This is a genomic window from Rhodanobacter sp. UC4438_H5, from assembly GCF_052978405.1.
The window spans coordinates 670,335-687,803 of sequence record NZ_CM129672.1; the positions used below are offsets into that span (position 1 = coordinate 670,335).

Sequence of the window (17,469 nt, forward strand, 5' to 3'; positions counted from 1 at the left end):
AGTGACGCAGATGGCGTTCTTATGGCTTTTACGCCTGACTCAGAGCCCGTTGTTGTTGGCGGCGTCGGCGAACTGTTTCAGGTAATCCTCGAATGCACGCTGGTAGGCCAGTTGCCAGTTGGCTTCGCGAGCGACCTGGATGGAGTTGTGGCCGTATCCCTTCACGGTCACCTGGCGATGCCCCTGCGGGCTGTCGATCTTGAGCAAGGTGTCCAGCTTTGCCTCGATGCTGGCGCTCCAGAACCCGGGCGTGAACCACGCCCAAAATTGGCGGATGTCGACGCTGACATGTGGCGCATTCGCCGGGGCGCTGGCTGCATCCACGACGCTGTAGCCGCGGCTGGCAAATGCATTGGTCAACAACTGCCGGGTCACCGACTCCACGTTCTGGCCGGGCTTGAGCAGGATGTCGCCGAATGCCTTTCCGAAGCCGCCACGCTTGCGCGCGATGGCCTGCTTGCGTTGCGTTGCATCCAGCGCGTAGCTGGCGCCCTTCTTCAAGGATGGCGTGCTGGGGTCGTCCGGATCGGTTTCGAACACGCGCACGTCATGGATGGCGTCGATGACCACCGGTTTGCCGCCGCTGACTACCGCTGAACCCGGCGATGGCACGTCGAGCGACATCCGGGTGCGCGTGGTTGCGCAGCCTGAGATGAGGGCAAGGACAAAGACGGCGACGAGGCCGTGAACGAGATGCTTCATGCGTTTTCCCCTGTAGCGATGATGTCGTGGATCTGAATGGAACGGGAGAGTTGTCGCAAATGTCGCGACGAAAGGGAAGCTGATGCTTGACTCTTGACCTTGATCCAAGGTCTAGACTATGCCCATGAACACGCAAGCCTCCTCCCTGACCATCGGTGCCGTCGCCAGGCGCGTCGGCGTGGCGATCGACACGATCCGTTATTACGAGCGCGAAGGGTTGTTGCCCGAGCCGCAGCGGCGTGCCTCCGGCTATCGCAGTTACGGCGAGGGCGCGGTGACGCAGCTGCGCTTCATCCGCCGTGCCAAGGATCTGGGCTTCACGCTGGAAGAGATCCGCGAACTGCTCGCGCTGTCGGCAGATCGCCGGCGCGGGGTGAAAGCGGTGAAGCAGCGTGCGCAGAAGCGGCTGGCGGCGATCGAGCAGCGTATCGCCGAGCTGCAGCGGGTGCGCGATGGCCTGGCGGAGCTGGTGGCGTCGTGCCCGGGGCACGGCAAGCCGGAGCAATGCCCGATCCTGCGCGCGCTCAGCGGTGAGGAGGTGTCGCCATGAACGCGCATGCCTGCTGCCACGGTGGCGACGACACGCCTTCGGCGGTGATTGACCCGGTTTGCGGCATGACGGTCGATCCGGCCACGTCGAAACATCAGTCGATGCACGACGGGCAGGCCTTCCATTTCTGCTGCGGCGGCTGCAAGGCCAGGTTCGAGGCGGAACCGGCGCGTTACCTGGCCCAGCCTGCGGCGCACCATCATGACCACGCCTCACACGGGGCTGCGCATGGCGCACACCTGGCGAAGGACCCGGTCTGCGGCATGAGCGTGGACCCGCACACCGCGAAGCACCGCGCCGACCACGACGGCCATCCGTATCACTTCTGCTCCGCGCGCTGCCGCGAGAAGTTCGTGGCCGACCCGGCCGCGTACCTGGGCGAACGCAAACCCGCGCCGGCCGCGCCTGCGGGCGCGATCTACACCTGCCCGATGCACCCGGAAGTGCAGCAGGTCGGCCCCGGCTCTTGCCCGAAATGCGGCATGGCGCTGGAGCCGATGATGCCCTCGCTGGACGAGGACGACGGCGGCGAGCTGCTGGCGATGACGCGGCGTTTCCGGTGGCTGGTGGCGCTGACCCTGCCGGTGTTTGCGCTGGCGATGGGGCCGCATCTGTTTGGCTGGCATCTGCCCGCGCCGTGGGATCGCGTGGCCGCGTGGGTCGAGGCGGTGCTGGCCAGCGTCGTGGTGCTGTGGGGCGGCGCGCCGTTCTTCGCGCGCGGCTGGCGCTCGCTGAAACCGTGGTCGCCGAACATGTACACGCTGATCGCGTTGGGCACCGGCGTGGCATGGTTGTACAGCGCGGTGGCGTTCCTGCTGCCGGGGATTTTCCCGGCGGGGTTCCGCGATGCGCATGGTCGTGTTGCGGTGTATTTCGAATCGGCAGCGGTGATCGTCACCCTCGTCACGCTGGGCGATTTCCTGGAGCTGCGCGCGCGGCGGCGCACCGGCGCGGCGCTCAAGGCGCTGCTGGGGCTGGCGCCGAAAACCGCGCGGCGGATCGCTGCCGACGGCAGCGAGGCCGACGTCCCGCTGGAGCAAGTGCAGGCCGGCGACGTGCTGCGCGTGCGCCCCGGCGAGAAGGTGCCGGTCGATGGCGTGGTGATCGAGGGCGAGAGCCATGTCGACGAATCGATGCTCACCGGCGAGCCGATGCCGGTGGTCAAGGCCAAGGAGGATGCGCTCACCGGCGGCACCGTGAATCAGGATGGCGCGCTGACCATGCGCGCGCAGAAGGTCGGCGGCGAAACCATGCTGGCGCAGATCGTGGCGCTGGTGGCGGCCGCGCAGCGCAGCCGCGCGCCGCTGCAGCGCGTGGCCGACAAGGTCGCCGCGTGGTTCGTGCCGGCGGTGGTCGTGGCGGCCGTGCTGGCGTTCGCCATCTGGGCGATGGTGGGGCCGGCACCGCGCCTGACGCATGCACTGATCGCGGCGGTGTCGGTGCTGATCATCGCCTGTCCGTGCGCGCTGGGCCTGGCCACGCCGATCTCGATCATGGTCGCCAGCGGGCGTGGCGCGCAGCATGGCGTGCTGTTCAGGGACGCCGGCGCGATCGAATCCCTGCGCGACATCGACACCCTGGTGGTGGACAAGACCGGCACGCTGACCGAAGGCAAGCCGGCACTGACCGAACTGGTGGTCCTCGGCAACCAGCCGCGCGAACACCTGCTGGCGCTGGCCGCCGCACTGGAGCGGCCGAGCGAGCATCCGCTGGCCCGCGCGATCGTCACTGCCGCCGAGGCCGAAGGCGTGGCGGCACCGGCGGCCACGGAGTTCCGCTCGCTGACCGGCCGCGGCGTCAGCGCGACGGTGGATGGCCGCAGGGTGGCACTGGGCAATGCCAGGCTGATGGACGAGTCGCGCGCCGCCATCAGCGCCGACGCCAATGCCCGCGCGGAACGACTGCGTCAGCACGGCGCCACCGTAATGTTCCTTGCCGTCGACGGCACCCTCGCCGCGCTGCTGGCGGTAGCCGACCGCATCAAGCCGGACACGCCCGCCGCCATCCAGGCGCTGCATGCCGCCGGGCTGCGCATCGTGATGCTCACCGGCGACAACGCCACCACCGCGCAGTCGGTGGCGCGCACGCTGGGCATCGACGAGGTGCATGCCGACGTTTCGCCCGCCGACAAGGCCGCCGTGGTCAACGCGTTGCGCGCCGAAGGCCGTCGCGTGGCAATGGCCGGCGACGGCATCAACGACGCGCCGGCACTGGCCGCGTCCGATGTCGGCATCGCGATGGGCAGCGGCACCGACGTGGCGATGGAGAGCGCGCAGATAACGCTGGTGAAGGGCGAGCTCGGCGCCATCGTGCGCGCGCGCCGGTTGTCGCAGGCCACCGTGCGCAACATCCACCAGAACCTGTTCTTCGCCTTCGTCTACAACGCCGTCGGCGTGCCGCTGGCGGCCGGCGTGCTGTATCCGTGGTTCGGCATCACCTTGTCGCCGATGATCGCCGCGCTGGCGATGAGCCTGAGCTCGGTGTCGGTGGTGAGCAACGCGCTGCGGCTGCGTGGCGCGGGATTGTGAGGGCAGTGCCGGCTGTCTGATCGGTGCGTTCCTGCGCCGGGTTCGGCGACAATGGGCGACCCCTTCGCCTGTTCATCGAGTAACCCGTTCATGCCCCGCACCCTCGCCGAGTGGTTGAGCTATCAGGATCGCGTCAACCTGCACACCATCGAACTGGGGCTCGATCGCGTGCGCGAGGTATGGCAGCGCATGGGCGCGCCGCGGCCGGCGCCGCGGGTGATCACCGTGGCCGGCACCAACGGCAAGGGTTCGACCGTGGCGCTGCTGGAGGCGATGCTGAAGGCGGCCGGTTGGCACGTCGGCGCCTTCACCTCGCCGCATCTGCTGGCCTACAACGAGCGCATCGGCATCGAGGGCGTGCCGGTCACCGATGCCGCGCTGATCGAGTCGTTCGAACGCATCGAGGCGGCGCGCGCGGAGATTCCGCTGACCTATTTCGAGTTCGGCGCCTTGGCGGCGGTGGACTTGTTCGCCCGCGCCGGTGTCGACGTGGCGGTGCTCGAGGTGGGGCTGGGCGGCCGGCTCGACGCGGTCAACATCATCGATGCGGACGTGGCCGTGATCACCACCGTGGATCTGGACCACATGGAGTGGCTGGGCCCCGACCGCGACAGCATCGGCCGCGAGAAGGCCGGCATCGCGCGCCGCGGTCGGCCGGCGATCGTGGGCCAGCTCGATCCGCCCGATGGCCTGCTTGCAGCGCTGGCCGAACGTGGCGCGCAGGTCGAGCGCGCCGGCATCGATTTCAGCGTGGAGCGCCACGAGGACGGCTGGCGCTGGCGCCATCGCGACGGCAGTGCGATGGAGTTGCCCGATCCCTATCTCGCCGCGCCGGTGCAGCACGCCAACGCCGCCGCCGCGATCGCTGCGTTGCATGCGTTGGGCGACGAGGCGTTCTCGCCCAGCACCCTGTTCGCCGCGGCCAGCGCCGGCCTGCACGACGTGCGGATCGCGGCGCGACTGCAGGCGCTGGGCGGCGAGCCGCCGGTGTTCGTGGACGTGGGCCACAATCCGCAGGCCGCGCGGGCGCTGGCCGAGTGGCTGGACGCATCGGCGCACGGCGCAGTGCATGCCGTCTATGGTGCGCTGGCCGACAAGGACGTGGCCGGGGTGATCGGCGCGCTGGGTGCGCGCATCGCGCACTGGCATCTGGCCGGGCTGGAGCAGGTTTCGCCGCGTGGCATGGACGTGGCGGCGCTGTCCGAGAAGCTGAAAGCCACCTTGCCGCAAGCATCGTTCGACGCCCATCCCGACGTGGCTGCCGCGCTGGCTGCGGCACGCCAGGCCACGCAGCCGGGCGACTGCATCCTGGCGTTCGGCTCGTTTTTCGTCGCCAGCGCGGTGATGGCTGAACATGCGCCGTGAGCCGCCGCATGGCGCCGGGCGCCGGCAGGTATAATCGCCATATTGCGCATCGCGTTCGCCGCCTGGGAGCGAAAACTTGAAAACACGCCTGCTGGGAGCTGCCGTCCTGATAGCGTTGGCGGTCATCTTTGTGCCGATGTTCTTCACCGACAGCCCGCCCACCCCCGGCGGTGACCGCTCGGTGAGCCTGGCCATTCCGCCTGCGCCCGACCGCGACCTGCAAACCAGGACGATGAGCCTCGACCCGTCCGCCGCCGCCAGCGTGCCGGCCGGCGCGGCGACCGCCGCGGCGTCGGGCGACCGCATCGCCACGGTCACCATCGACTCGAACCGCCCGCGCGACGTGGAACTCGACCCCCAGGCAGGCCGGACGCCCGCGCCGACCACGGTGACGACTGGCAGCGGCACCTCGCCGGCGCAACCGGTGATCCCGCAGCGCGACACGGGTGCCGCGCCGATGCCGAAAGCCACGGTCGCAGCGAAACCCGCGCCGGCCAGCGAGCCGACCCGGCCGGCGGCCAAACCGGCCGAGCCGACGCCCGCACCCGCGCTGGCACCGGTCGCGGCGGCTGCGGCACACGGCAGCTACACGATCAACCTCAGCGCCTACGCCAGCGCCAGTGGCGCGGCAAAGTTGCAGAGCCGGGTGCGCGCATTGGGCTACCCGGTATCGGGCCGCGTGATCACGCGGGCCGGGCAGTCGCGCACGCTGGTCACCGCCGGTCCATTCGAAACGCGCACGGCCGCCGAGGCGGCGCGCCTGAAGATCACCCAGGCGATTCCCGGCGTGCCGGCCAAGGTGGAGCAGGACGGCGATGCCGCGGGGACGTCCACGAGCACCACGCCGACGGCCACCCATGCCGCCAGGGCCGGCGGCTGGGCGGTGCAACTGGCGGCGGTGAGCAGCCAGGCCGACGCGACCGCCTTGCGCGACAAGTTGCGCGCGGCCGGCTTCGACGGTTTCGTCGACTCGGTGCAGTCCGGTGGCCGTACCCTGTGGCGCGTGCGCGCCGGCCCGCAGACCCAGCGTGCCGATGCCCAGCGCGTGCACGACCAGATCAAGGCCAAGCTGGGCATCGACGGCAATGTCGTTTCGGTGCCCTGAACGACACCGCGGCCGCGGTGATGAAGGTACGCCGGCGACGCAGTCATATGCCGGGCGCGGCGTCCGCGCGAGCCGGTTGAACGGATGAACTGGCTCGACGGAATCATTCTGGCCATCCTTGCGCTGTCGGTGCTGATCGGCCTGATGCGCGGACTGGTGGCGGAGGTGTTGTCGCTGGCCACCTGGATCGCCGCCTTCTGGATGGCGGCGGTGTTCGGGCCGGATGTGGCGGCCTTGTTCCAGAATTCGATCTCGCTGCCCATGGCGCGGATCGGACTCGGCTACGCGATCTGCTTCTTCGGCATCCTGTTGCTGGGCATGCTCGTGCGCTTTGCCGCCCGACGGCTGATCTGGAGCACCGGCCTGAGCGGTATCGATCGACTGCTGGGCGTGTTGTTCGGTTTCGTGCGTGGCGCACTGGTGGTCACCATCCTGGTTTTCCTGGTGGGGCTTACTGCGGTGACGCGCGAATCGTGGTGGCAACAATCGGTGCTGCTGCCGCAGTTCCAGGGCGCCGCAGCGTGGCTGGGGCAGAACATCCCGGCCAGCGTGGGCGATCACCTGCATCCCGATGCAGTGCTGGACAAGCTCAAGTCGGCGCCGGTGCTGCCGCACGGGCCGGCCGGCTCGTCGACAGCGCCGAGCCTGCTCGAGCGCGTGGCTCCGGCCGAACTGCTCAAGCGGGTGGACGGCTTGAGCGAGCGGCTGCACGCCCCCATTTCCGGACGGCAAGGCGCTCCCGCTGCGCCGGCCAGCGCCGCCAGCACGCCGCCGCCCGCGCGGCAACCATAGAATCAGCATTCCCGAAACAGGCCATCCATCATGTGCGGAATCATCGGCATCGTCGGTACCACGGAAGTGGCGTCGGCGCTTTATGACGGCTTGACGGTGCTGCAGCATCGCGGCCAGGACGCGGCCGGCATCGCCACGGTCGAGGGCTCGCGCCTGCGCCTGCACAAGGGCAACGGCCTGGTGCGCGACGTGTTCGGCCAGCGGGCGATGGGCGAGTTGCGCGGGCGTATCGGCATCGGCCATTGCCGCTATCCCACGGCCGGTTCGGAAGGTTCGGCCGAGGCGCAGCCGCTGTACGTCAATTCGCCGTATGGCATCGCCTTCGCGCACAACGGCAACCTGGTCAATACCGACGCACTGCGGCGCGAGATGTTCGAAGGCGACCGTCGCCATATCAACACCGATTCCGATTCCGAGGTGCTGCTCAACGTGCTCGCGCACGAGCTGCAGATCCAGGACCGCATGGAGCTGACTCCCGACCACATCTTCAAGGCCGTGGCCGGCGTGCATGCCCGCGCCCGCGGCGGCTACGCCTGCATCGCGCTGCTGCTGGGTTACGGCCTGGTCGCGTTCCGCGACCCGCACGGCATCCGCCCGCTGGTGCTGGGCGAGCGCGTTACCGCCGAAGGGCACGAGTACGCCGTGGCCTCCGAATCGGTGGCGCTGGACGTGCTGGGTTTCAAGCGGTTGCGCGACGTGATGCCGGGCGAGGCGGTGATCATCACCGACCAGGGCCAGTTGCACAGCCGCCGGTGCGCCGAGGGCGCGGTGCACACGCCGTGCATTTTCGAGTACGTCTACCTGGCGCGGCCGGACTCGATGATCGAGGACGTCTCGGTATACAAGGCGCGTCTGCGCATGGGCGAGAAGCTGGCCGAGAAAATCCTGCGCGAGCGCCCCGACCACGGCATCGACGCGGTGATCCCGATCCCCGACACTGCGCGCACCGCCGCCAGCGCGCTGGCCGGCGTGCTCGGCGTGCCGTTCCGCGAGGGCTTCGTCAAGAACCGCTACATCGGCCGCACCTTCATCATGCCGGGGCAGGGCGAGCGGGTGAAATCGGTGCGCCGCAAGCTCAATGCGATCGGCCTGGAGTTCAACAAGAAGAACGTGCTGCTGGTGGATGATTCCATCGTGCGCGGCACCACTTCGAAGCAGATCATCCAGATGGCGCGCGATGCCGGGGCGAAGAACGTCTACTTCGCCTCCGCCGCTCCGCCGGTGCGCTACCCGAACGTGTACGGCATCGACATGCCCTCGACCAGCGAGCTGGTCGCTGCCGGTCGCGCCGAGCAGGAAGTGGAGAAGCTGCTCGGCGCCGACTGGCTGATCTACCAGGACCTCAAGGATCTCGAGTGGTCGGTGCGCGACGGCAACGCGAACCTCGAGCACTTCGATACCTCGTGTTTCTCCGGCGAATACGTCACCGGCCTGGACGACCAGTACCTGGAACAGATCCAGATGCTGCGCTCCGACGACGCCAAGGCTGCGCGGCGCGCCGTGTAAACCGCAGGAGCGCACTTGTGCGCGATGCTTTTCTGCCGGGATTCGGGAAAAGCGTCGCGCACAGGGTGCGCTCCTGCAGGGAAACCCATGTCCGATCTGCATGCCGCCGCCAAAGCCTGCCTTGACGCCAGCGAGCCCGACGAGAAGTTGCGTCTGACGCGTGAGACGTGGCGCGCCTTCGAGCGCGGCGAATTGCAGGCCGATGCGTCATCGCCTGCGCCCGAACCGATCGGCCCGCCCGGCCGTCCCGAACGGCCGCGGCTGGTCAATGCGCGCCAGCTGCCGCAGCGCGGGCTGGGCAGTGCCGAAGGCCGCATTGCCCTGGTGCATGCGGTGGCGCACATCGAGTTCAACGCGATCAACCTCGCCTGGGACGCGGTCTACCGCTTCCGCGGCAAGCCGCACGACTATTACCGCGACTGGGCCAGCTGCGCCCACGACGAAGCGCGTCACTTCGCGATGCTGTCCGCGCGGCTGGGCGAGCTGGGCCACGCCTACGGCGATTTCGACGCCCACGACGGCCTGTGGCAAATGGCCGAGAAAACCGCCGACAACGACACCGCGCGCATGGCACTGGTGCCGCGCGTGCTCGAAGCGCGCGGGCTGGATGTGACGCCGGGCATGATCGAGCGCCTGCGCCAGCTGGGCGACGAAGCCACGGTGGCCATTCTCGAAGTGATCCTGCGCGAAGAAGTCGCCCACGTCGCCGCCGGCACGCGCTGGTATCTGCATTGCTGCGAGCGCGACGGCATCGACCCGGTGGAAACCTTCTTCGGCCTGATCCGCGAGTACATGGGTGTCGACCTGCGCGGGCCGTTCAATCGCCCGGCACGTATCGAGGCAGGCTTCACGGCGCAAGAACTGGACAGGCTCGCCAGTCTCGCGGCGGGAGCACACGAACATCGCGAACCGGTCGATCGGTCAGCAACGCGCAACCAGGCGTAACGGGCTCAACGTCCGATTGCTTGCGGAACCGGGGACACGGGGACAGCCTGTGCTTGTGCCGACACGCTTCGGCATGCCGCCTGTTGGTTCGCCTGCGTCCAGGCGACGCTGCTGTCCATGATCGACGTGTGTACCGCGTCGGCGGTTTGCACGTGGGCCATTCGCGCAGGCAATCCGTTCTGCAGCACGAACGCACGCTCACCGTCTTCGCACAGTACCACTTGGTCGATGCGACCCAGGCCTTGGCGGCGCGCGGCGACAACGATGGCGGCGGCAAGATTCTCGCTGCGCGTGTCAGAGTGTCGGCCGAGCTGCGCATCGATCCTGTGCACGCCTGCCAGTGCCTGCTGGTACAGCGCGTGATCCGGGTGGCGCAGATCGTCTAGCCACGTGGTGGCGACGCGATCCTTTTGTCGCAAGGCCAGATCAAGCGCGTGTTGCGTTCGCGGGCCGACCTTGCCGTCGACTGCCAAGTGATGTTCGCGCTGGAAAGCCACGACCGCAGAATGGGTGTTCGAGCCAAAGTCGCCGTCGGATTTCAGTGAGCGACCGTGAGCATCGCAGTAACCCAAGGCGGCCAGTGTGCTCTGCAAGGTTCGCACGGCATCACCGTGATTGCCTTGGCGTCGCAGGTGGTTCGACGGTGATTCGTCATCGGAGGACGAGCGCTGGTGATCGCTGGCGGTGACGTGCTTCCACGCTTCGGACGGCGAGAAGCCGCAGGCGATGTCGGCCTGATACGTGGTCCGCATCTGGTTCAGGGCGCTTGCCGATTGCGCCAGGGTGATACTGGCGTGGTTGGCGCCGCCATAATGGCTGGCGCCGCCTTGATCCGGATCACCGAAACTGGCCCATTCCGCCGCCAGACTTCGCTGGGCGGCCTCCAAAGTGATTCCCGGTTGGCCGGTGACATATCCGTGAATGGCTGGCCGTTTGTCGACGATCAAATACTCCGAGAAGATTCGATCCTGCAGGGCCGTCGAGAACGGTAGATCGCGATCCAGGTTCAGCTTGGTGATCGCGCCGTCCATGGTGGAGGGAATCACCTGATACCTGCCGACCGCGAACACCCGGTGAGGGTCGTCGCCTCGAAGATGTTGCAGATCATGTACCTGGCCCACGGTCAGGCTGGAAAAGTCGATTGCGCCGCTTGGACCGCGAATATGCTTGCCGCCATGCAGATCGACGTAAGTGCCGCGGTTGTAGGCGTTGTAGCCAGCGGCACCGGACTCACCACGGACGATCAAATCCAACAACGGATTGCTCATTGAAATCTCCCTGAGAGGTTTCTTCGTGCCCAAGCTCGACAGGAGCGGCTTGCTTCTGCGTCGCTAGTCGATCAATGCAACGCCGTCGACGACACAGTCCAGCCCGTCACACCCAGTTGTGAATCCACGCCATGAACGTTTCGATCACCGAGGTCGCCGTATGTACTCACGTCAAGCTGGCGATGGGTCGCTGCATCCTGAAAGTGCATCAGGCAGACCGCATCGCCACTGCAGGCGCCCAGTTCGGGCAACTCGTCACAGGCTTTGCACGAGTCCAAACCTTTTGCGCAAAGCTCCTTGTAGGCACCACCCACCACATTGGCCTTGCATTTCAGGTCCACTACCGGTCGCCAGCCATCGACGAGCAGGGCGGTGCGGAAGTCGGCGTACGCCATGCCCTTGTGCACGTTGTCGAGGGATGCCTCTGCATCAGATTTTGCGGACGCAGTGGCTCGTCCAGGCGCGGCTGTTGCGCCAGTAGTGGCTTGCTGCGAAGAATGGCAAGCGGACGCTGCGACACAGAAAATGAGCAGGGACAGGGAGCGCAAGGGCTTCATGGTTGTCGGATCCTCAAAGGTCAATCACAAGTGGAGACGCTTGTTGTGCTCTACGGCACGGTGCCCCACTGGGCGATGATGGCGTTCAGGATGGCGGCGTTGGTGGCGACGTTGGCGCCGGGGCAGGTCATCAGGTATTGACGCCGCAACTGGGAAGTTGCCGGCGCGTCGAAGTACGGATCGAATACCACCAGGCTGAAGAAGAACGCAGTAGCTGGTGCGCAGGCCGCACCACCCGTGGCACCTTCACCGGACATGCCTGCCATGCAGGTGTAGACCGCGCATGGGTCGACGCTTTGAGCGCGGGCGGGAGCAATAGTGAAGGCGGTAGTGACGCCGATCATCAAGGCGGCGAGAGAGATGGGCAACTTCATGGCATACCTCCGCTGTATGGGACTGGTATTGAGAGCATGCGTTTCTGAACATCAATTGCCAGGCTGCATTCGCTGTAGTAGACGTGGCAGCCGCGGATTTTGTCATTTGCACACATGTCCATGCCGGATTGAATGGCTTCATTCGAAGTTGCGTCTATGGTTACGGCATACCATCCATAGCCAGTCACTATCGCAGCGCAGGCGTCCGTGTATGAACGGATTATTTCGCAGTTTGAGCCGCCATTTCCCCTGCAGTCCATGATTGCGGTGCTCTCGGCGATGGCTTGATTATCCATGGAGCCGACTGTTCCAAAGATTCCTTTTTCCGAATCCAGGGCAATGGCTCCCGAGAGGTGAATCCAGCGGGGCGGCGGCGGACGCGGCGCTTGCTGTTGGTATTCGTAGTTCTGGATTGGTCTGCAAGCGACTGGAGCCTGGGGACTGGGTGCCGCCCCGGAGGGTTGGAAACCTGGCGGACAGCCGCCCTCGCCATGGACAGCGCCGGCCATCAAAAGCAACAACACGATCAGTAGCCATCGGAACGAAATCGATATCATTACGAGCTTCTCCCGATCGGCTGATGCTTGACGGTGTCAGTTGCGCCTGAACTCGGTGAGAGGGTGCCGCGGACACTGCCATTGGCACTATTGAGCGGGCTGCCGGCAGGTCGCTGACCAAGGCTTTCTTGCCCGAAAGTCGGCGATGACGCTCCGTGTCCATAACTTCCCGGTGGCTGCCCCTGCGGTCCCAGTCGACTTGAGGCGCCCGTGCCGAACGCTGAGTAGGTCAGAAAATTGCCCAGCGTTCCTTGGAAGAACATCGCTGCCATCGGGGGCACGGAGATGATCAGCACGGTCAACAGCAGGCCGAGGCCACCTTGTTCCAAGGCTTGGGTGGAGAATCCCTCGGCGCCCTGGCCGGTGATCGTGTTGATGATGTTGGCGCTCCACAGCGCCGCGGCGACCCGCAAGGACAACTGCAGTACGAGTGAGCTCACGAAGGCGAGCACAGCCATGGAAAAAACGGTGCCGATGCCGTAGAGCAGCCAGCGTTGGAACAGTGATTTGGTCTGCTCGAAGATCAGGCACAGGATGAACAACGGCCCCAGGCCGATGAACAGGGCGAGCGCGAACTTGTACAGCAACAGCATGGCGGCAGCAGCCATCGGCGGACTGGCGGTACCAAGGCCGGCGATCAGCAGTGCGTGATTCTTCTGATTGATGGTTTCGGTGTCGCCAGGGGCAACTTGCACGGTATCGATGGCACCCAGCGCCAGTTGGGTCCAGGCAAGGTTTTCATCGATGGTTTGCGCAGCCGTGCTGTTGTCACCGGTGAACATCTGGTTGATGCCGGTGCTCAGTTCGGTGGTGAAGAACGAGAGCAGATTGGTGCCAAAAATGCTCATGGTGGTGGCGACGGTCACGATGATCGCCACTCGAGTCATGCTCATGACCAAGGCCATCATCGACTCACGCGACTGGCCGGTGATCATGCGATAGCCCTGGATCATGATCCACAACGTGACAAGCACCAGTGCGACGGCGCTGGCCCACGTCATGAACGTAGCCATCAGATTCATCCCGAAGGTATCGATCCGATCGCTCAACCATTTGTAGATCAGTGCGAAATATACGAAGCCCATCGCGGCCGTTCCCTGTCAATGTGAAGATGTGGGTTCAGGCCCCGAGTGCCGACATCCCACGCGCGGCTCAGTGGAAAGCCGCGGCGAAGGTAGAGGCTTGGATAACATTACCCAGAACGGTGCTGTTGCCGTTCAATGCAACGTGCCCAAGGATGGACTGCTGATTCTGCAGCGTTTCAATGATGGCATCGTCGGCCTTCATCTGCGCTTGCCAGTTCCCCATTTCAGTGGTGACCGCACTGTTGTACTTCTCCACCTGTGTAGCAGCTCGTCCGGTATCAGCGACGGTGCTTATCGACTTGACGATGCTTTCCACCTGATGGAACTGACTGCTGTAGTTATTGAGTTTGTTGAGCATGTCGACCGTCGTGTTGTACTTGTGGATCTGCGTGGCGACGATCTGGCCGCAGATCATCCGCTGAGTCTGGGTGATGGACTGGGTCATCAACGAAGACATGCTGTTCATGACACCGCTGACCAAGCCCGCCGGGCTGGAAGTGTTTGAACACTTGCCTTGGATCAGTGAATCGGTGTTGGTGACGCGTTGCAGCTTGTTGGGAGCAAGTGATAAGCCGTTGCTGAGGCCCTGGATGCTGGACAGCAACTGCTGATATTGCTGAAGCTGGGTTTCGTACTGCTGGATCTGTTTCGCGTACTGCTCGATCGTCTTGGCGAGCTGGGCTGCGAAACTCTGTTCGTTCGCCGCGATGCTTCCGGGATCGACGACGACGACCTGGGCGCTGACGCTTCCCGCGAGCAGGGCGCAGCCGATGGCTGTTGCCAACATCAGCCGATGCCCGAACCGATTCTTGAGCGAAGGCGATTTGGTGGACAGTGTGTTGTGCATGGGGTGGTTCTCCACGTTCAGCGAACGGCGGCGCGTGGTGTGCGCGGGGTTGGTTGGTTGGGCTTTTGCTTCCCGCTGCCCCTGCGGTTTTCGTAGAAGCGCTCGAGCCACTGTTCGGGGCGCAGTTCGTCAACGGTGACGCCTTCGGCGGCAGCACATTCACGCAGTACCTCGTGCATGATCTCGATGTTGTCGGTGGATGCGGAAATGACGGCGAGGGCATCGTCCATGCCGCGCAGGTTCAGCTGGCACACCGCGCTGGCGTGGCCCTGCTTGACCAGGAAACAACGTGAACGCTCGTCCAGGCTCACGACGACCTGGTATTCGGCGTCGGTCAGTTTCAAGCCGTCGACGTAATCCTCGCGGCTGGCGTTCGGGTTGGGCAGCAGGATCATCGTGGCGGTCTGCTCGATCAGCGCCGCGGCGATGTCGCTGGCCAGCGCGTCCTCGGGGCTTTGCGTGGCGAAGATGCCCAGGCCGTTCTGCTTGCGGATCGTCTTCTGCTTGTTTTTTGCGAACTCCTTGAGGCCGCCCTTGCCGTCGAGGATCTTCCAGAATTCGTCCATCACGTAGATCAGCGGGCGCCCGTCGATCAGCGCCTCCAGCCTGTGCAGCAGATAGTTGATGACCGGCACTCGCGCTTCGGGATTGTCGATCAGCTCGGTGTAGTCGAAGCCGATGATGTTGGCTTTCTCAAGGTCGATGGTGTCGACCGGGTTGTCGAATACCCAACCCAGCGAATTGCCTGCCGTCCACTTGCGCATGCGGATGAACAGGCCGTCGTCGCCCATGTTGGGCAGGCTCTTCTGGAAGTTGGTCAACGTGCGAAGATGCATGGGCGTATCGAGCATGTTCTCGACGGCGCGGAAGATGTCCTCTTCCTCGCGCGAGCTGTAGACGCTCTTGCCGGCCATCACCTTTACCAGATCGGCCAGGAACTGCACGTTGGTTTCGTTGCGTTCGCAGTGGAAAGGGTTGAAGCCGGTGGGCTTGCCGTTTTCCAGTGCGAGGTAGTTGCCGCCGCAGGCGCGAACGAAGATCTCGGCACCGCGATCCTTGTCGAAGAAGAAAATCGTGGGCGAAGGCTGCAATTTCTGCACCTGGCTCAGCAGGAAGTTGATCAACGCGGTCTTGCCCGTGCCGGACTTGCCGATGACCATGGTGTTGGCGATGGCCTTCTCGCCGAGCGAGTTCTCCGCCGGATGGGTGGCGTGGAAATTGAAGTGATACGCCTGCCCGTTGGTGGTCTGCAGGGTGGTGACGCAGTCGCCCCAGGGGTTGTTCTCCTTCTTGCCGGTGGCGAAGTTGTGCAGCGGCGACAGGCCGAGGAAATTGAGTGAGCTGACGTTGGCCAGGCGCGTGCGGTATTTCCAGTTGCCCGGGAACTGGGCGTAGAACGCCGCGGTGACGGCCAGATCCTCCTTGACCGAGACGAATCCCGCGTTCGACAACTCGGCACGGGTGCTGGCGATCTGCTGCGACAGCGCTTCCTGGCTGGCGGCATAGATGGCCATGGAGAAGTGGTACTCGCCCAGCACGAAATTGCCGGAGGCGAGCTGATCCATGGCGTGGTCGAGCTCGGCGATCTGGCTGAAGGCCTTGTCGCCGGAGGAGATCATCATGCCCTTGGTGCGATCCAGCGCCTTGAGTGCATCCTGCCGGCCCATGGGGCTGAAGGAATGGGTGATGACGTATTCGAAATCGAGGTACTTCAGGCTGTTGAGGATGCCCGGGTAGGTCCCGTCGGTGTATTCCTTGATGTTGAGGATGGCGCCGAAGTGATTGATGCCGTCGGGCGTGGTGATCACGTAGTCGCCGGTTTTGGCCGAGAAGCGCTGCTTGCTGACCGGCAGGTAGTCGAACACGGGGGCGCTGAGCACGGGCACCGGTTCGTCGATGCGGTTGAGCAGGTAGCCGTACAACTCCAGCGCCTCGGAGAACACGACGCCGTTGGCCGCTTCGTACATGCCCAGTCGGCTGGGTGCGTAATCCTTCAGCACGGCTTCCAGGTTTCCGGCCAGTTCGAGCACGGTGTTCACCGCGTCGCGCTGTTCGGACTCCAGGCGGGCGAGATCGGCCGACTTCTCCACGAAGCGCCTGCCGCTGACGATGGGGCGGTACATCAGAGTCAGATACAGCTCGTTCTGCATCAGCTTTTGCGCGGACAAGCCCTTGTAATAGGTATCGGACAGATCCTGGTTGAAGGGCTGCACGAAGCGGCTACAGTCATCCAGGCGCCGGCGCCGGCGCACGTCGTGGACCCAGAACGCCACGTTGACGAAGTCGGGCGCGCGCAGGGTTTGCAGCAGCCGATTGAAGGTGTTGTGGCGGTGCTCGATCTCCCATTCCTCGCGCCCCACGAAGGGCAGCCCGCCCAGGCGCCACACCAGCAGGAAATCGCCGCCCGTGCTCTTGAGCACGGTCGGTGACACGTGCGTCGACAGGGGCAGGAACTCGGCGATGGGCGTGTCCGGCATGAATACGGGTTTTGGCTTGGGCATGAGTCCTGGTCCGGCGAACTCCGCGGCACGACGGCGGCGGCGTTCGCGTCACATCACTGTTTGTCGTTGTGTTGGCCGCGATGGTGGTTGGGGGTGAACACCCACATGCCATCGTTGCCGCCGATGTTCCTCATCCGGGCACGGAACTGCAGGCGCAGCCCCAGCAGACGAAAAATCATTTCGTCGCGCCGTGCCATCTGGCGCATCACGAAGATGATCAGCGGCAGCAGCAACAGGTAGAGGAAGTTGGTGTACACCGCCACGAGAAAGCACCCGCCCGCCGCCATGAAGAACGGCACGTAAGGCACGCCCATGAACATGGGCGGGCGGGTGCAACCGCGAAACAGCGCGTTTTTATGCATAGAAGTGGAGCGCGTGGACGAGCACGCTGGCGGTGCACTGCGTGGCGCCGGCGTCGGTCGTGCTGCCGGCGAGGAACATCTTTGCGATCTGGCCCGCCGCGCCGATCAGCACCGCACCGATAAGCACCGGGGCGACATCGCCGATGCGCTTGTGGGCAAAGGCGATCTGGTAACCGGAGAACACGATGGCGATCGTCACCACCACGACCGAGATCGCGTTGAGGATCATGTTGATGTTGGTGGCGAACTTGCAGGTGGTATCAATCGTGCCGGTGGCATCCTGCGCGAGCGCGAGGTTGGGCAGGACCAACGCCAGCAGCATGGCCACAGAGAGGAACGTGAACCAGCGCGTGCGCGAGGAGGTGAGGATGCTTTCGTTGCCGAGGGAGGTGTTGGCCATCACGGGGTTCCTTGTCGGGAGTTGC

17 protein-coding genes are annotated in these 17,469 nt (G+C 65.1%); 7 read left to right on the forward strand and 10 right to left on the reverse strand.

Translation table 11 applies throughout. The annotated features are described in order from the left end of the window. Positions 1-39: 39 nt before the first annotated feature. Positions 40-810, reverse strand: a complete 771-nt coding sequence (locus tag ACVCL9_RS02980; protein WP_447099178.1) for a YajG family lipoprotein — start codon at positions 808-810, stop codon at positions 40-42. A 16-nt stretch (positions 811-826) separates the two neighbouring features. On the opposite strand from ACVCL9_RS02980, the gene ACVCL9_RS02985 reads away from it, so the two are divergent. The 7 genes from ACVCL9_RS02985 (at position 827) to ACVCL9_RS03015 (ending at position 9,493) form a co-directional block, all read left to right on the forward strand. Beyond that, positions 827-1,252: a heavy metal-responsive transcriptional regulator gene (locus ACVCL9_RS02985; RefSeq protein ID WP_447099177.1), complete on the forward strand. Its 426-nt coding sequence runs from the start codon at positions 827-829 to the stop codon at positions 1,250-1,252. Then, positions 1,249-3,780, forward strand: a complete 2,532-nt coding sequence (locus ACVCL9_RS02990; protein ID WP_447099176.1) for a heavy metal translocating P-type ATPase — start codon at positions 1,249-1,251, stop codon at positions 3,778-3,780. Before ACVCL9_RS02985 ends, ACVCL9_RS02990 begins: the two co-directional genes overlap by 4 nt. 90 nt (positions 3,781-3,870) lie before the next feature. Further along, positions 3,871-5,145, forward strand: a complete 1,275-nt coding sequence (gene folC, locus ACVCL9_RS02995; protein ID WP_447099175.1) for a bifunctional tetrahydrofolate synthase/dihydrofolate synthase — start codon at positions 3,871-3,873, stop codon at positions 5,143-5,145. 76 nt (positions 5,146-5,221) lie between these two features. Continuing rightward, the gene (locus ACVCL9_RS03000) at positions 5,222-6,250 is read left to right on the forward strand and encodes an SPOR domain-containing protein (protein WP_447099174.1); all 1,029 of its coding nucleotides are present in this window, start codon (positions 5,222-5,224) and stop codon (positions 6,248-6,250) included. Positions 6,251-6,334: 84 nt separating this feature from the next. Then, positions 6,335-7,042 carry a CvpA family protein gene (locus ACVCL9_RS03005; protein WP_447099173.1) on the forward strand — a complete coding sequence of 236 codons (708 nt, stop codon included), beginning with the start codon at positions 6,335-6,337 and terminating at the stop codon, positions 7,040-7,042. Positions 7,043-7,072: 30 nt separating this feature from the next. Further along, entirely contained in the window at positions 7,073-8,548 is a 1,476-nt protein-coding gene (gene purF / locus ACVCL9_RS03010) for an amidophosphoribosyltransferase (RefSeq protein WP_447099172.1), read from the forward strand. An 87-nt stretch (positions 8,549-8,635) separates the two neighbouring features. Beyond that, a complete protein-coding gene (locus tag ACVCL9_RS03015) occupies positions 8,636-9,493 on the forward strand; it encodes a ferritin-like domain-containing protein (protein WP_447099171.1) in 858 nt (285 codons plus the stop codon). Positions 9,494-9,498: 5 nt separating this feature from the next. Here the strand turns inward: ACVCL9_RS03015 and ACVCL9_RS03020 are convergent, their stop codons facing one another. The 9 genes from ACVCL9_RS03020 to ACVCL9_RS03060 form a co-directional block, all read right to left on the reverse strand. Further along, a complete protein-coding gene (locus tag ACVCL9_RS03020) occupies positions 9,499-10,761 on the reverse strand; it encodes an XVIPCD domain-containing protein (RefSeq protein WP_447099170.1) in 1,263 nt (420 codons plus the stop codon). 71 nt (positions 10,762-10,832) lie between these two features. Beyond that, complete coding sequence (locus ACVCL9_RS03025; protein ID WP_447099169.1) at positions 10,833-11,318, reverse strand: hypothetical protein; 486 nt, start codon at positions 11,316-11,318, stop codon at positions 10,833-10,835. A 50-nt stretch (positions 11,319-11,368) separates the two neighbouring features. After that, on the reverse strand, positions 11,369-11,692 hold the full coding sequence (locus tag ACVCL9_RS03030) for a hypothetical protein (RefSeq protein ID WP_447099168.1): 324 nt from the start codon (positions 11,690-11,692) through the stop codon (positions 11,369-11,371). Then, positions 11,689-12,249, reverse strand: a complete 561-nt coding sequence (locus tag ACVCL9_RS03035; protein ID WP_447099167.1) for a DUF4189 domain-containing protein — start codon at positions 12,247-12,249, stop codon at positions 11,689-11,691. Before ACVCL9_RS03035 ends, ACVCL9_RS03030 begins: the two co-directional genes overlap by 4 nt. Continuing rightward, a complete protein-coding gene (locus tag ACVCL9_RS03040) occupies positions 12,249-13,334 on the reverse strand; it encodes a type IV secretion system protein (protein ID WP_447099166.1) in 1,086 nt (361 codons plus the stop codon). The genes ACVCL9_RS03035 and ACVCL9_RS03040 overlap by 1 nt, the downstream gene beginning before the upstream one ends. 67 nt (positions 13,335-13,401) lie before the next feature. Continuing rightward, a complete protein-coding gene (locus ACVCL9_RS03045; RefSeq protein WP_447099165.1) occupies positions 13,402-14,181 on the reverse strand; it encodes a hypothetical protein in 780 nt (259 codons plus the stop codon). 17 nt (positions 14,182-14,198) lie between these two features. Further along, positions 14,199-16,682, reverse strand: a complete 2,484-nt coding sequence (locus ACVCL9_RS03050; protein WP_447099164.1) for a VirB4 family type IV secretion/conjugal transfer ATPase — start codon at positions 16,680-16,682, stop codon at positions 14,199-14,201. A 53-nt stretch (positions 16,683-16,735) separates the two neighbouring features. After that, the gene (locus ACVCL9_RS03055; protein WP_395117701.1) at positions 16,736-17,044 is read right to left on the reverse strand and encodes a type IV secretion system protein VirB3; all 309 of its coding nucleotides are present in this window, start codon (positions 17,042-17,044) and stop codon (positions 16,736-16,738) included. After that, the gene (locus ACVCL9_RS03060; RefSeq protein ID WP_395121368.1) at positions 17,037-17,444 is read right to left on the reverse strand and encodes a TrbC/VirB2 family protein; all 408 of its coding nucleotides are present in this window, start codon (positions 17,442-17,444) and stop codon (positions 17,037-17,039) included. The genes ACVCL9_RS03055 and ACVCL9_RS03060 overlap by 8 nt, the downstream gene beginning before the upstream one ends. Positions 17,445-17,469: the final 25 nt, after the last annotated feature.